Annotated in this window: 14 protein-coding genes; 9 read left to right on the plus strand and 5 right to left on the minus strand. The window is 60.9% G+C overall.

Going from position 1 to position 14,344, the window contains the following annotated elements:
• Positions 1-60: 60 nt before the first annotated feature.
• From rpiA to gor, 3 genes are all read left to right on the plus strand, one after another.
• Positions 61-789, plus strand: coding sequence for a ribose-5-phosphate isomerase RpiA (gene rpiA, locus AC0L25_RS03140; protein ID WP_473594166.1), 729 nt, complete (start codon positions 61-63; stop codon positions 787-789).
• Entirely contained in the window at positions 776-1,342 is a 567-nt protein-coding gene (locus AC0L25_RS03145; protein ID WP_473594167.1) for a DUF2059 domain-containing protein, read from the plus strand. The genes rpiA and AC0L25_RS03145 overlap by 14 nt, the downstream gene beginning before the upstream one ends.
• A 152-nt stretch (positions 1,343-1,494) precedes the next feature.
• A complete protein-coding gene (gene gor / locus AC0L25_RS03150) occupies positions 1,495-2,883 on the plus strand; it encodes a glutathione-disulfide reductase (RefSeq protein ID WP_473594168.1) in 1,389 nt (462 codons plus the stop codon).
• Between the two features lie 122 nt (positions 2,884-3,005).
• On the opposite strand, the gene AC0L25_RS03155 is transcribed toward gor, so the two are convergent.
• Entirely contained in the window at positions 3,006-4,892 is a 1,887-nt protein-coding gene (locus AC0L25_RS03155; RefSeq protein ID WP_473594169.1) for an ABC transporter ATP-binding protein/permease, read from the minus strand.
• A gap of 235 nt (positions 4,893-5,127) precedes the next feature.
• On the opposite strand from AC0L25_RS03155, the gene AC0L25_RS03160 reads away from it, so the two are divergent.
• Positions 5,128-5,406 carry a hypothetical protein gene (locus AC0L25_RS03160; protein WP_473594170.1) on the plus strand — a complete coding sequence of 93 codons (279 nt, stop codon included), beginning with the start codon at positions 5,128-5,130 and terminating at the stop codon, positions 5,404-5,406.
• A gap of 159 nt (positions 5,407-5,565) precedes the next feature.
• On the opposite strand, the gene AC0L25_RS03165 is transcribed toward AC0L25_RS03160, so the two are convergent.
• Together AC0L25_RS03165 and AC0L25_RS03170 are read right to left on the minus strand one after the other, a co-directional pair.
• Positions 5,566-6,246 (minus strand): DsbA family oxidoreductase, encoded by a 681-nt coding sequence (locus AC0L25_RS03165; protein WP_473594171.1) that lies wholly within the window; start codon positions 6,244-6,246, stop codon positions 5,566-5,568.
• Positions 6,247-6,269: 23 nt separating this feature from the next.
• Entirely contained in the window at positions 6,270-8,090 is a 1,821-nt protein-coding gene (locus tag AC0L25_RS03170; protein ID WP_473594172.1) for an extracellular solute-binding protein, read from the minus strand.
• A 232-nt stretch (positions 8,091-8,322) separates the two neighbouring features.
• Between AC0L25_RS03170 and AC0L25_RS03175 the strand changes: the two genes are divergently transcribed.
• Positions 8,323-8,949: an invasion associated locus B family protein gene (locus AC0L25_RS03175; protein ID WP_473594173.1), complete on the plus strand. Its 627-nt coding sequence runs from the start codon at positions 8,323-8,325 to the stop codon at positions 8,947-8,949.
• A gap of 107 nt (positions 8,950-9,056) precedes the next feature.
• Here AC0L25_RS03175 and hspQ read toward each other — a convergent pair whose 3' ends face one another.
• Both hspQ and AC0L25_RS03185 read right to left on the minus strand, forming a co-directional pair.
• On the minus strand, positions 9,057-9,380 hold the full coding sequence (gene hspQ, locus AC0L25_RS03180; protein WP_029352484.1) for a heat shock protein HspQ: 324 nt from the start codon (positions 9,378-9,380) through the stop codon (positions 9,057-9,059).
• 202 nt (positions 9,381-9,582) lie between these two features.
• A complete protein-coding gene (locus AC0L25_RS03185; RefSeq protein WP_473594174.1) occupies positions 9,583-10,794 on the minus strand; it encodes a UbiH/UbiF family hydroxylase in 1,212 nt (403 codons plus the stop codon).
• 105 nt (positions 10,795-10,899) lie between these two features.
• Between AC0L25_RS03185 and AC0L25_RS03190 the strand changes: the two genes are divergently transcribed.
• Genes AC0L25_RS03190 through AC0L25_RS03205 form a run of 4 tightly spaced genes read left to right on the plus strand, consistent with a single transcriptional unit; the run spans position 10,900 to position 14,228 of the window.
• Positions 10,900-11,790, plus strand: a complete 891-nt coding sequence (locus tag AC0L25_RS03190; protein WP_473594175.1) for a DUF2182 domain-containing protein — start codon at positions 10,900-10,902, stop codon at positions 11,788-11,790.
• A 12-nt stretch (positions 11,791-11,802) separates the two neighbouring features.
• Entirely contained in the window at positions 11,803-12,417 is a 615-nt protein-coding gene (locus AC0L25_RS03195) for a DUF1326 domain-containing protein (protein ID WP_473594176.1), read from the plus strand.
• 35 nt (positions 12,418-12,452) lie between these two features.
• Positions 12,453-13,232: a phosphatidylcholine synthase gene (gene pcsA, locus AC0L25_RS03200; protein ID WP_473594253.1), complete on the plus strand. Its 780-nt coding sequence runs from the start codon at positions 12,453-12,455 to the stop codon at positions 13,230-13,232.
• Between the two features lie 18 nt (positions 13,233-13,250).
• Entirely contained in the window at positions 13,251-14,228 is a 978-nt protein-coding gene (locus AC0L25_RS03205) for a quinone oxidoreductase family protein (protein ID WP_473594177.1), read from the plus strand.
• Positions 14,229-14,344 lie beyond the last annotated feature (116 nt).

The raw sequence follows: 14,344 nt of genomic DNA on the forward strand, positions 1-14,344 counted from the left end.
CCTTTGATCGGACGGGCAAAGATGCTAGGAGCGCCGAAACAAGCGAAATCCGGAGCAGATATGGATGCGAGGCAACTGAAGGTCGAGGCCGCGCGGGCGGCACTTGCCCATGTGACTGGTGGCATGCGGCTTGGCATCGGCACCGGCTCGACGGCCGAGGAGTTCGTGCGGCTGCTCGCCGAAAAGGTCGCCACCGGCCTTACCATCATCGGCGTGCCGACCTCGGAGCGCACCGCCATCCTCTGCGGCGAGCTTGGCGTGCCGCTTTCGACACTGGAGGAAACGCCCGAACTCGACCTTACCATCGACGGCGCCGACGAGATCGATCCGGCGCTGACATTGATCAAGGGCGGCGGCGGCGCGCTGCTGCGCGAAAAGATCGTGGCGGCGGCTTCCGCCCGCATGATCGTGATTGCCGACCGTTCGAAGATGGTCGAGACGCTCGGCCGTTTTCCACTGCCCATCGAGGTCAACTCGTTCGGCCTGCGTGCCACGGAAATCGCGATCGCCGCGGCAGCCGGAAGGCTCGGCCTTTCCGGTCCCGTCACATTGAGGATGACGGGGGGCCAGCCTTTTGTTACAGACGGCGGCCATTTTATCCTCGATGCATCTTTTGGCCGCATTCCGGATACAAGAGCGCTTTCGAATGCTCTCCATGCCATTCCGGGGGTGGTCGAGCATGGTCTTTTCATCGGGCTGGCATCAGCGGCTATCATAGCCGGCGACGGCATCCAAACCGTCCATGCCGCCCGAAAACCAGGGAGTTCTATCGATCATGATGTTGCATAACCGGGTTCGCCGTTTTTCTGCCATTCTGGCAGCTTCAGCCGTCTTTGCGCTTTCATCGCCGGCGTTCTCGCAGGACGTCACCGACGGGCATCTGAAGGCGGCCCGCGCCGCGGTCGCGGCGATCCACGCGACCGACCCGTTCGACAACATCCTGCCGCAGGCCGCCGCCGCGCTTCAGCAGCAGCTTATCCAAAAGAACCCGGACATGCAGGAACTGATCGGCAGAACGGTCAGCGAAAAGGCTCTGGCCCTAGCCTCGCGCCGCGCCGATCTCGAGAAGGAAGCGGCCTTGGCCTATGCCAAGGTATTTTCCGAAAAAGAGCTTACCGAAATCGCCGCTTTCTACAATTCCGATTCCGGCAAGAAGCTGCTCGACAGCGGCCCAGCCGTGACGCGTGACTTGCTCAAGGCCGCCGACATCTGGCAGAACGGCGTCGCTCGCGATCTCGCCCAGCAGGTCGGCGAAACGCTGGCCGCGGCAGCAAAGGCCGCAGCGCCGGCAAATGCCGCGGCTCCTGCGGCTGGTACGGAGCCGGAAGCACCGAAGAACTGAGCGTATTTTCCGGCGGCGTTATCGCTGCTAGACCGGAAAGCCCGGCCTTCGTTGCGCGTCCGACAGCATGCGCGGCGTGGTGGTCCGGGCTTTTCTTTTGGTGGTTTGCAGCCTACCTGTCTCAAACATTTTGAAGGGCAAGGAGCCGCACCATGGCCGGTTACGAGTACGATCTTTTCGTCATCGGCGGCGGCTCTGGCGGGGTGAGGGCGGCGCGCGTGGCGGCGGCACTCGGAAAGCGCGTCGGCATTGCCGAGGAATACCGCTATGGCGGCACCTGCGTCATTCGCGGCTGCGTGCCGAAGAAGCTCTATGTCTATGCCTCGCAATTTCCCGAACACTTTGCCGACGCCGCGGGTTACGGCTGGACCGTGCCGCAGGCGAGCTTCGACTGGCAGACATTGGTTGCCAACAAGGATCGCGAGATCAGCCGGCTGGAAGCCATCTACAGGAAGAATGTCCAAGGCGTCGGCGGCGAGACGTTTCATTCGCGCGCCATGCTGGTCGATCCGCATGCGGTGCATCTTCTCGGTGAGGACCGCACCGTCACCGCCGACCAGATTCTCATCGCCACTGGCGGCCGCCCGGCACCGCACCCGGCTCTGCCCGGCCATGAGCATTGTATCTTTTCCAACGAGGCGTTCGATCTCGACGAATTGCCGAAGGCGATCATGATTGAGGGCGGCGGCTATATTGCCGTCGAATTCGCCAACATCTTTCACGGCCTCGGCGTCGACACCACGCTGGTCTATCGCGGCAAGGAGATCCTCTCCCGCTTCGACATGGATCTCAGGCGCATGCTGCACGAGACGATGGAAAAGAAGGGGATAAAAATCCTCTGCCATGCCGTATCCGAATGGGTCAGGAAGCGTCCGGACGGTCGCCTCGACGCGGTCGTCACAGGCAGCAAGATGCTGACGGTCGATCAGGTCATGCTCGCCATCGGGCGTCTCCCCAACACCGAAAACATGGGTCTTGAGGGCGTCGGCATCGAGATGACCAAGATCGGCGCTATCAATGTCGACCAATATTCGCGCACCAACATCGACAACATCTGGGCGATCGGCGACGTCACCAATCGCGTGCAATTGACGCCAGTGGCGATCCACGAGGCGATGTGTTTCGTCGAGACCGCCTTCAAGGGCAACCCGACCGCGCCCGACCATGATACGATCGCCACCGCGGTCTTTTCGCAGCCCGAGATCGGCACGGTCGGCCTGTCGGAAGATGAGGCCATAAAGCGTTTTTCCGATGTTGAGGTCTACCGCGCCACCTTCCGGCCGATGCGGCACACACTGTCCGGGCGCGACGAAAAGATGCTGATGAAGCTGGTGGTCGACGGCGCCTCGAAAAAAGTTCTCGGCGCCCATATCCTCGGGCCGGATGCCGGAGAGATGGCGCAGCTTCTCGGCATTCCGCTGAAGGCCGGGCTGACCAAGGATGATTTCGACCGCACGATGGCCGTGCATCCGACCGCGGCGGAAGAACTCGTCACCATGTACAAGCCGACCTACCGGGTGAAGGACGGCGAGCGCGTCTGACGTTTTGCCCGTATCGTCACCAACGGAGCATCTATGCACGCAGGCAGCGGTGCAGCGCCACTCGACCGCAATTTTAGATCACCAGTCCGATGCGATACCGGGCAACGATATTCTGTTCGCCGCTATTTCTGCCTCATGCGGCGAGGGAAGCGCAGCCATCTTTCCTCGACCGGCCTTGGGTGCTCGAGGATGGTGGTGAGTTCGACCGGCAGGCTCGGCGCCAGCGGCTTTTTGGTCGCGACGCCATCGGCGATGGCAACGATGCTGTGGTAGAATTCGGCGCCTGAAAGCGATCTTGGCGGCACGGCCTCGTGCATGATTGAGATCACCGTGACGTCTGGACAATTGTCCTTGATCGCTTGATGGAAGGCGATCTTCCCTTCGGGGTCGAGCGCGCCGGTCGCTTCGTCGAGGAACAGCAGTCCGGGCTGCTGCAGCACGATACGAGCGACAACCAGCTTCTGTTTCTGACCGCCCGAAAGCACCTGGTCCCAGTTCATTCCTTCGCGGCTTTCATCGGCCATGTTTTCGATGAAATCGCCAAGGCCCGCTCTGTGCAGAGCCGATGCAACCTGCGTGTCGGTATAATCGCGCTCTGAGCCGGGCAGGCAGACCAGTTGCTTCAGCGAGACCTGCTGCAGCTTGACCTCCTGGGCGGCATAGAAACTTTCGACCCCTTCCGGGAAGACGATGGTACCGCGGCCATAGGGCCACAAGCCGTTGATCGCCTTGATCAGCGATGTCTTGCCGCAGCCCGATTCGCCCTTCAGGAACGTCCACTCGCCGCGCCGGAAGCGCAAATTCGCAGCGCTCAGGAAGGGTGTGGCGTCCTCGCCCTGATGGGTCAGCTCCAGTTTCTGGATGGTCAAGCCGAAAACCGGGTTCTGACGATCATAGCGGAAATCGGAGCAGCCGGTGAGACTGTAGAATTCCTGTGGGTGCTGGACGTTTTCGATCGCGTTGGCGAGTTCGGTCACGCGTTGGCTGTTGGCCCGCAGAGCCGCAATGGAAGGCATGACATGGATGAACCACGAACACTGACTGATCAGCGAGTTGACCATCTCGGAGCCGGTTATGTAGCCCTTGAGATCGAAACGGTTATGGATGTAGGGCACCAGGCCCGGCGCATAGGCGACAATGCGGGCGCCGATGAAATTGTAGACCAGCTCGAAAGAACGGTAGCTGGTGTTGACGATGTTCAGCCTTGCCCAGGTGCGGTCGATGTCGACATAAAGCCGGTCGTGCATGGTCTTTTGCACATTCTCGCCCTGCGAGGCGGCGACGTGGAAACTGCGGCGCAGGAACGTCGTCAACTCGCCGCGATAACTGCCTTCGGACTGCTGCATCCGGATGTTGAGCCGCTCCAGCAGTCTGCCGAGCTTCACCGCGATCCAGGTGTTCAGCGGCACGTATATGGCGACCGCCAGGAAAGCCAGGGCCGCGCTGCCGTAGCTGCCGAGGAACTCCAGCCCTTTCACCTCCGCCGAGGTTTCAAGCAGTTTCTGGCCGACGAAATAGAGCGATGTGGCGACAGCCATCACCCCCATGGCGAGGCCGATCGCTCCGCCGGTCATGTCCTTGATCGACTCCTGGACGCGCTGGTCGATGTTGTCGGGAGCAGTAGCGCCGGAGGAACCATGCTGGGCATGAAAATGCGTGTGATTGGTGTCGAGAAGCGCTGCGTTGAAACGGCTGTCCAGCCAGCCGCGCCATTTGCGATGCAGCGTCGCGGAAACAAAAGTGCGGATGCCGGTAAAGCCCGCGTCCTTGAGCACGACCAGAAGGATGAGCACGCCGGCGTTGGTCAGCAGCGATGCGAGCGGCGTGGTGTTCGCGGCATCGTGGTAGAAGGCGATCGAGTTGACCAGTTCCCCGGATGCTTCGGCGAACCAGACGCCGGCCTTGCTGGAGAGCGCGGTAAACAGCGCGATGACCAGCGTCAGCGTCCAGGCCTCCACCCAGCGGTCCGAGAACCAGTAGGCCCGCATCAGTCCCCAGAAGCTGCGCATCGAGGAAACCGGTGTCAGGAGCGGCGGCCTTGCGGCACCGCGGAGCCATTTTTCCGATATTGAATGTCGCTCTGGTCTACCGACCCGAATCACAATCCCGCCCAAACCTCTTTTAGTTTTGTTACAGACAGTAACACCAATTGATCATTTTCAATTATCTTTTCTCGGGCTGCGAAGGATTGATCCGCTCGCCGTTGCCATCAAGCAACAGAATTCAGGACTGCAATGTCATGCCATGTCGTTCCCGAAGGAACGTTATCTGTGTAGTTTCAATGGTTTACTGATCCGTTCGCGCGGGCGCCGGCATCTTCCCCATGGGAAGCTCTTTCCACAGTTTTGTGAAGGCAAGAGCGAGGCCGATCAGCCGATTTTTATGCTGCTGAAGATGGACGCGCGCGAAAAAGTGCCGTCTCGAGACGTCTTTGTTGCCATGTCGGACCTGGCGGCGGCCGGAAAAGTAACCGGAATGGGGTTGGCTGAAGCGCTGCGCAGGGATGCCGCCAAGCTCGCCTAATGGAAACAGCTGCAGCAAAGGGGTCGCTTTCTTGCAAGTCGTCAACCAGGGCAAATCGTCAGCCAAGGGACAAGTCATCAACCAAGGGATCAACCTGCACCAGCAGCAACGGCACTGATTTTCGTTAGCAACGCCAAGGTAACGGTGGAGGAGCGCCTATCAGTTCGCTTTCTCCAACTCGCCCCGCGCCTTGGCCGCCGCGACCTGCCGAATGGCGTCGGTGAGCGTGTCAGCGTCCTGCGCGCCCATCACCGCATACCTGCCCTCAAGCAGGAAGCACGGCACGCCCGTGATACCCATGCGCGAAGCGGTGGCGATTTCGGTGCGCACCGCCTCGGCATCGGCGTCCGTCGGCAAAAGCGTCTCGACCACGGATGCATCCATGCCGGCCTCGCGGGCGGCGTTGATCAGCACGACATGATCGCCGAGATTGGCGCCTTGCTCGAAATTCAACTGGAACAGACGTCGCACCAGCCGGTTCTGCATAACCTCGCCGGCGGCACCAGCCCAGCGGATGACGCGGTGCGCGTCCAGCGTGTTGGGCGCGACCTTGATGGCGGCGAAGGCGAAGTTGATCCCCTCGGCTTCGCCCAGTGGCTCGATGCGGGCGTGGATCTCGCGGACGCGTTCGTCGCTGCCGAACTTGGCCACCAGGTACTCGCGGCGATCTTTGCCTTCGGGTGGGATGGTCGGGTCGAGCTGGAACGGCCGCCAGCGTATGTGCACGTCGACATCGCTTGCCGCGGCGATCGCTTTGTCGAGCCGCTTCTGGCCGATGAAGCACCAAGGGCAGACGACATCCGAGACCACATCGACGGTAATCGACTTCTCGTCGCTCATCCTGGTCTCCTGTTCCGAAGAGGTCACTTCGGCTTGCGCCACCATGTCGGCAGTCGATAGCCAGATATGGGGGTCTTTCGCGGATGTTCCAGATAGCTCCAGTAGGCGAGCCATTGCTGCGTGTTGTGCTGCATCGGAACCATGTAGTGGCCGGAGATCAACAACCTGTCGAGGACCCGGACGGCGGCAACATAATCTTCGCGGCTGCGGGCGTCGAGCATCGCCTCTAGTGCGGCATCTATCGCCGGATCGGCGACGCCGGCGAGGTTGAATGACCCTTCGGCATTGGCGGCCGCTGACCCCCACCGTCCGAGCTGCTCGATGCCCGGCGACAGCGAGTTCTCGAAGCCGCTGGTGCCGATCAGCACATCGAAATCGAAACGTTGCTTGCGCGACTGGATCTGGTCGCCGTCAAGGCTGCGGATGGTGACAGCGATGCCGATCTTCGCCAGCGTGCGCTGGTAGATGGCGGCAAGGCGCTCCTCGTTCTGCGAGGCGGTCAGGATCTCGAAGCCGAAGGGTTCCCCCTCGGGATCGAGCATCACTCCATCCTGCAACGTGTAGCCCGCGCCCTTCAATATGTCGAAGGCAGCTTTCAGCACCTTGCGGTCCTGGCCCGAGCCGTCGGTGACGGGTGGCCGCCAGGTGCCGTCCATGACATCGGCTGGCACACGACCCGGGTAGGGTGCCAGAAGCGCCTTTTCCCTGTAGTCGGCCGGATGGCCGAGCGCGGAAAGCTCGGAATTCTGCCAATAGCTCATGGTGCGCATATACTTGCCGCCAAACAAGTTCTTGTTGGCCCATTCGAAGTCGTAGAGCATGCCGAGCGCGCGTCGAACGACCGGACTGGAAAACTTCTGCAGCCGTGTGTTGAACAGAAACCCCGTCACCACAGGCGGGATCCCGGTGTCGAACGTTTCGGCGATCACGTCGCCCTTGTGGAAGGCCGGGAAGTCGAGATCGCGCTCGCGCTTGACCGGATCGCTGTCGTCGTCGATGGCGCAGATGCCTTTCTTGAAAGCTTCCAGCTTGGCGTTGGCATTGAGGAAATATTCTATGGTGATCTGGTCGTAATTGTCGAAACCGCGCTTGGCGGGGATGTCCTTGCCCCAATAATTTGGGTTGCGCTTGAACACGATGCGCTGGCCGGGCGCCACATGCGCCACGGTGTACGGGCCGCTGCCGATCACCGGGTTCAGCGTGGTCCTGTCGAAGGTCTCCTTGTCGAAAGCGTGCTTCGGTATGATCGGCGTCATCGCGATGACCAACGGGGTCTCGCGGTTAGCCTTGTCATTGAATTGAAAGCGCACGCTGCGGTCGCCGATTTTTTCGAGTTTAGCGACCATGCTCATACGGGCGCTGTAGGGTGGCCGGCCTTTCTCGGTAAAAACGTCGTACGTGAACAGCACGTCTTCCGCAGTCACCGGTTGGCCATCCGACCACTTGGCGCTCGGATCGAGGTGGAATTCGATGCTCTTGCGCTCCGGATCCATGTCGGCAGTGTCGGCAAGCAGGCCATAAAGACTGAAGGCTTCATCGTCGTTGCGCTGCATCAATGGCTCGAAGACGAGATTGCCGAAAATCCTATCGATCATGCCGCGTGCCGTTGTGCGCAGGCTTTTCAGGATGAACGGGTTGAGATTGTCGAAGCTGCCGACGACGCAATAGGTGATGCTGCCGCCCTTCGGCGCATCGGGATTGACGTAGTTGAAATGCGTATAGTCGGCCGGCAGCGCCGGCTCGCCTTGCATGGCGATCGCGTGTTTCGGTTCAGACACAGCTGGCTGAAGCGAAAGTGTGATAGACGAGATCGCGGCGATCAGCCAAACAAGAACGCGGCCCATGACCGTCTCCTTACTGGGTCGGCTTGATGATTCGGAGCGCACCCTAACATGAGCCGGCCGCCTCCCGGCCAATCGCGAGCTCAAGAATTGCGACTATCGGGCTGGATTCGGCACCGCTTGCAGTGTAACACGCCGTTCGAAGTCATTCTGTTGCCTCATTTCGGCAACAGTTAGCTGGACCACACGGCGCGAAGAAGCCGGTCCTGGGATCATTTGAGAGGAAGTGCACGATATGACGAGCCTGAACAGCAACGCGTACCGCTTGTCGGTCATGGCCGCTGGCGTGGTCGGCTTTCTGGGCGCACAACTTCCCGCTGCTCTTGCGCAGCAGCAGCAGATTCCGCAGGGCTGGTTCAAAGCCTGCACCAAGCAGGAAGACGTCGACATCTGCAATGTCCAGAACATCACCACTGCCGGCAACGGCCAGCTCGTCACCGGCGTCAGCCTGATCGAATTGAAGGGCAAGGTGAACCGCAAGGTGTTCCAGGTGACGGTTCCGACCGGCCGCCTGGTTCCTCCCGGCATTGGCCTGCAGATCGATGCCGGGAAGGCGCAGAAGCTCGATTATGTGATCTGCTTCCCTGACCGGTGTGTGGCGGAAGTGCCGCTGACCGACCAGCTCGTCGCCTCCTTCAAGAAGGGTTCGAACCTGACGCTCACCTCGGTCAATTTCCAGAACCAGCCGAACCCGATCAAGGTCGCGCTGACCGGCTTTAGCGGCGCCTTCGACGGGCCGCCGCTGCAGCAGTCGGACATCGAGGATCGGCAGAAGAAGCTTCAGGATTTCGTTGCCAAGAACAATCAGGACTTCGCCAAGAAGCTCAAGGAAGAGCAGGACAAGGCGAAGACCGCCAACTGATCGCCCCTCAGGCGCAATTTCTAAGGAAAAAGCGGGGTCATGCCCCGCTTTTTTTCGTTTCGGCCAGCCATTTCCTGATCCCGGTCAGGCCCGCAATTTCGTCAAGGTCAATGTCTTGACTGGCGTCTCGGCTCGTAGCGCCCGTCCGGCCTCTTGTCGAACATCTCGCCGATCTCCGGATGCCGCACCGGTTCGCCAGACTGATCCTCGAGCAGGTTCTGCTCAGACACATAGGCGATGTATTCCGTTTCCGAATTCTCAGCGAGCAAGTGGTAGAAGGGCTGGTCCTTGCGCGGCCGCACATCCGCGGGGATCGCCTCGTACCATTCGTCGGTGTTGGCGAATTGCGGGTCGACATCGAAAATGATGCCGCGGAACGGAAACAGCCGGTGGCGCACCACCTGCCCGATCGAGAATTTGGCTGTTTTCATCATCGTACTCACCACTAAGTCCTAGGAGCGCCGCGTCCTTGGAATGCGCAAAGACTCTCTAAGACTTTGAATTTACGCATTACGCTTCAAAAAATCGAGCCCGACTTAGGGCTGATACCTGACCCTACTTGACGCAGACGCCGCATCAATTCAATGCCGCAGCGCTTGACGCCCCGTCACTACGGGCTAGCCCGAGGGCGTGCTACCGCTTGACTTGTTTTCTTAAGCCGCCGACGAGCGCCGCAAAACCACTGCCGGGCCGCAGCCCTTCGCGCATGAAAAAGGCGCGAAGCGGCGCGAAGCCGCCGAGCACGCCGAGGCCAGCGCTGCGCGCCATCTGTGCCGGCAGCATGTCCGAGAGCAGCGACTTGTTGAGCAGGTTGACCGCACTGCTGCGCGCCAGGATGTCGGGCCAGCGCTTGAAATCATAGGCTGCGAGTGCCTTGACGGTGCCCGGGTCAGCCCTGTTTTTGCAAGCAATTCCAACCAGATCATCGATATCCCTGATACCAAGGTTGAGACCTTGCGCGCCGATCGGCGGAAACAGATGGGCGGCTTCGCCGACAAGGGCCACCCGGTTACGCGCGAAGCACCGGGGCGTCACGCCGGAAAGCGGGTAGATCTGCCGGCCGGGTTCGACAGAAACCCGGCCCAGCATCGATTGCATCCGCTGTTCGACCCGCATCGAAAGCGTAGCATCGTCCAGTGCGGCGAGTTCTTTCGCCGTTTCCGGTTCTACTACCCAGACAAGGCTGGACCGGTTGCCGGGCAGGGGAACCTGGGTGAACGGACCGGTCTCGGTGTGGAATTCGGTCGAGGTGAAAGCGTGGTCGCTGCGGTGTCCGAAATTGAGAACCAGTGCGGCCTGCGGATAGGACCGCGCGGATGTCGAGATGCCGGCAGCCTCGCGGGCCGGCGACAGACGGCCATCGGCAGCGACCGCGAGCGATGCTGCAACCTCGCTGCCGTCAGACAGGATCGCATGGGCATGATCGGCGTCGAGGCGCCAGGTCTCCACCATCGCTTTTCGCCATTCGATGCCGGAATGCGCGGCAACAGTCCCGGCAAGTGCGGGGTTGAGCGCGCTGTTGGGCAAGTTCAGCCCGAACTGCTCCTCGCCGATTTCGCTGGCACGAAAAATGACCACCGGGCTGCGGATCAGCCGGCTGGTTGCATCGACGATGCGCATCACCTTCAGCGGTGCGGCTTTGGACCTCACCTCATCGAGGACGCCCAACCGTTCTAGGATATTCAGGGCCGGGTTCATCAAGGCCGTCGTGCGGCCGTCTTGGCCATTTGCCTCAGGTCCGACGAGCGTTACGGGAAAGCCGGCATCCGCAAAACCAAGCGCTGCGATCAGCCCTGCCGGGCCGTTGCCGGCAACCAGTATCCGTGCTGTCTCCCGATGGTCCAAATTCGGCTTCCCGGTTGCGATGCGAGGCGGTCGGTCCGACCTGAATGAGCTATAGGTCAGATCATGTAGCTTGATCAACGCGGCGATTCGGCCCATTCGATTGCCATGATCGGCCAAGACCATGATTTCAGTCATCTCGACCGTTTCGGCCGTGCCGCGGCGAGCGTCTCGCGCAATCCTCGACTGGCGGTGAACATCGTTTTGGGTGCCGGCGTCCTCCTGGCCTGGCTGCTTCTCGGCGCCATGGCGATTCGCGGCGCCGAAAGCCGGGTTCCGGGCATCGATGCACCCGGTGACACATTGCTCAGATATCTGCCGCAACTGCCGCTGCCGGATTTTCTTGAGCGCTTCTTCACCCTTTGTCTTGCACCTGCGCCGCTCGACGGGGGCAGCCGCGCGCAGGCCGGATCGCTCATCGTCATGTGGTTCCTGATGGCGGTCGCCACCATGCTGCCCTCGGCGGCGGCGATGATCCGCACCTATTGCGAGATCGCCGATACCGCGCGGATCAAGGCCGCACCGGTCGTCCATCCGCTGGTCCTGGTCGCCGGTTATCTCAGCGTGTGGTTGGCTGCGTCGGCAGCGTTCGCGGCGCTGACGCTCATCGTCCACGCCTCATCTGTGCAGATACTCGATCCGGTGGTCGGAGCGATCGGAGCAGCCGCACTTTTGGTTGCCGGCCTCTACCAGTTCAGCGGCCTGAAGGAAGCCTGCCTGATGAAATGCAAAAACCCGTTCTCGATCCTGTTTTCGAACTGGAGCGCGCGGCCCGGCCGGATTTTCCGGCTCGGCATGGAACAGGGCGTCTGGTGCCTCGGCTGCTGCTGGGCGCTGATGCTGGTGATGTTCGCCGTCGGTGTGATGAACGTGTTCTGGATGGCGCTGATCGGCCTGTTCACCTTGATCGAAAAACAGACGACGGGCAGGCTGCCAACCCGGATCGCCGGTGCGATACTGCTTGTCTGGGCAACCACCCTGCTAGTAATCTCGGCATAGGGAGAGAATTCGATGGCAGATCAAGGCTGGGCAATGAAGGGAGAGCTGGTGCTCTCCTGCAATTGCACGGTTTTTTGCCCTTGCGTGCTGTCTCTCGGCAGTCATCCGCCGACCGAGGGCTATTGTCAGACCTGGGCGGGGTTCCGCATCGATGCCGGCCATTTCGGCGAGGTCGACCTGTCCGGCCTCAACCTTGGGCTGGTCATGGAAATCCCCGGCTATATGAGCCGCGGCAACTGGACCGCCGGACTGTTCATCGACAAGCGCGCCTCAGTCCACGCGGTCAAGGCATTGACGAAAATTTTCACCGGCAAGGCCGGCGGAACCACCTCGCTGCTCTCCATCCTGGTCGGAAAGTTTCTTGGCGTCGAGCAAGTACCGATCACCTACGAGACGCGTGACAGGACGCGGATCTTCCAGATACCGAAAATCATCGACGGAGCGGTGACGCCGATCCCGGGCAAGGACCGCGACAAGGATACGGTGATCAGCAATTCGGAGTACTGGATCGCACCGGAAATCATCGTCGCCAAGTCCGACAAGAGCAAGATGCGTGCCTTCGGCCGCAACTGGAATTTTGCCGGCCGCTCGGCCGAAATCTGCAAGCTGGACTGGCGGGGCCCGTGAGCAAAAGAACAACGGCCAGGAAAATCACTGACAGAATTCCGAGGCCAAAGAAGAAAGTCACGTGGCCGCAGGCGCGCGCGTTTTCGGTCCATCTGCTAACCGCGTCGGGCTCGTTCCTGGCGTTTCTGTCGCTGGTGGCTGCGAGCGAGCAGCGCTGGACGGCGATGTTCTGGTGGCTGGGGCTGGCGCTGTTCGTCGACGGTATCGACGGGCCGATCGCCAGGAAACTCGAGGTCAAGGAAATCCTGCCGACATGGTCGGGCGAACTCCTCGACAACATCATCGACTACGTCACCTACGTGCTGATACCGGCCTTCGCGCTTTACCAGCGCGGCTTCATGGGTGAGGGCCTGTCGTTCCTGTCGGCGGCGATCATCGTGGTGTCGAGCGCGATCTACTATGCCGACACCGGTATGAAGACCAAGGAAAATTTCTTCAAGGGGTTTCCGGTGGTCTGGAACATGGTGGTGTTCACGCTGTTCGTCATCGATCCGGGACAATGGGTTTCCTTCGCCGTGGTCGTGGTGGCCGGCATTCTGACCTTCGTGCCAATCAATTTCATCCACCCGGTGCGGGTGGTGCGGCTGCGCCCGATCAACCTTGGCATGACGCTGCTATGGTGCGCTTTCGGAGCGCTGGCGCTGGCGCAGGCAGCTCTTGCCGCCTTCTACGACCAGATCGGTGTCTTGGGTGAGCAGGTTAGTGTCTTCACCAAGATCGGCATCACGGTCACCGGGCTTTACCTCGCGTGCATCGGCGGTATCATGCAGCTCTTTCCAACGCTCGGCGCCAAGCCGGACGACAATAAAGCTTGATCCCAAGAGAGCCAGAAAATGTCCAAAGCGATCCGTATCCACGCCAATGGCGGTCCGGAGGTTCTGACCTATGAGGACGCCGATCCGGGCCAACCCGGCTCAGGACAAATCTTGGTCAAGCACACGGCGATCGGCCTCAATTTCATCGACGTCTATCATCGCTCCGGCCTTTATCCGCCGCCAGGCGGTTTCCCGCTTATACCCGGCAGCGAGGCGGCCGGGGTGGTGGTGGAAGTGGGCGCGGATATCGACTGGCTGAAGCCGGGCGATCGCATCGCCTACGCCGTGACGACTGGCGCCTATGCCGAGCAGCGCGTGATCGCCGCCGACCGCGTGGTGAGGGTGCCGGACGGCATCAGCGACGAGCAGGCGGCCGCCATGATGCTGAAAGGGATGACGGCGGAGTATCTGCTGCGCCGTACCTTCAAAGTGAAGGCGGGCGACACGATCCTGTTTCACGCGGCGGCCGGAGGCGTCGGACTGATCCTCGGCCAATGGGCCAAGCATCTTGGCGCAACCGTGATCGGCACCGCCAGCTCCACCGACAAGATCGAACTCGCCAAGGCGCATGGCTTCGACCATGTCATCAACTACCGCGAGCAGGATTTCGTCGCCGGTGTGCTGGCCATCACCGGCGGCATGAAATGCGATGTCGTCTATGATTCGGTAGGCAACGACACCTTTCCGGCCTCGCTCGACTGCCTGAAGCCGCTCGGCATGTTCGCCAGCTTCGGTCAATCGTCAGGACCGGTCCCGCCGTTCAGCATGTCGTTGCTGGCCCAGAAAGGTTCGCTGTTTGCAACCCGTCCGACGCTGTTCGTCTACAATGCCAGGCGCGAAGACCTGGAGGCGTCCGCCGCCGCGCTGTTCGAAATCGTGCTCAGCGGCGCGGTCAAGATCAAGATCAACCAGCGCTACGCGCTCAAGGATGCTGGCAAGGCGCATTCCGACCTTGAAGGCCGCAGGACGACCGGGACAACCATTCTTGTCCCCTGAGCCTTGCTATCGCTTAGAGCGGCGTGCGTCCACTTGGACGCACAAAAGCACGCTCTAACATTTTAATCTACGCATCGTGCTTTCCGAAAATCGATTTCGATTTTCGGGCCGATGCG

Source organism: Mesorhizobium sp. WSM4813 (assembly GCF_055811555.1).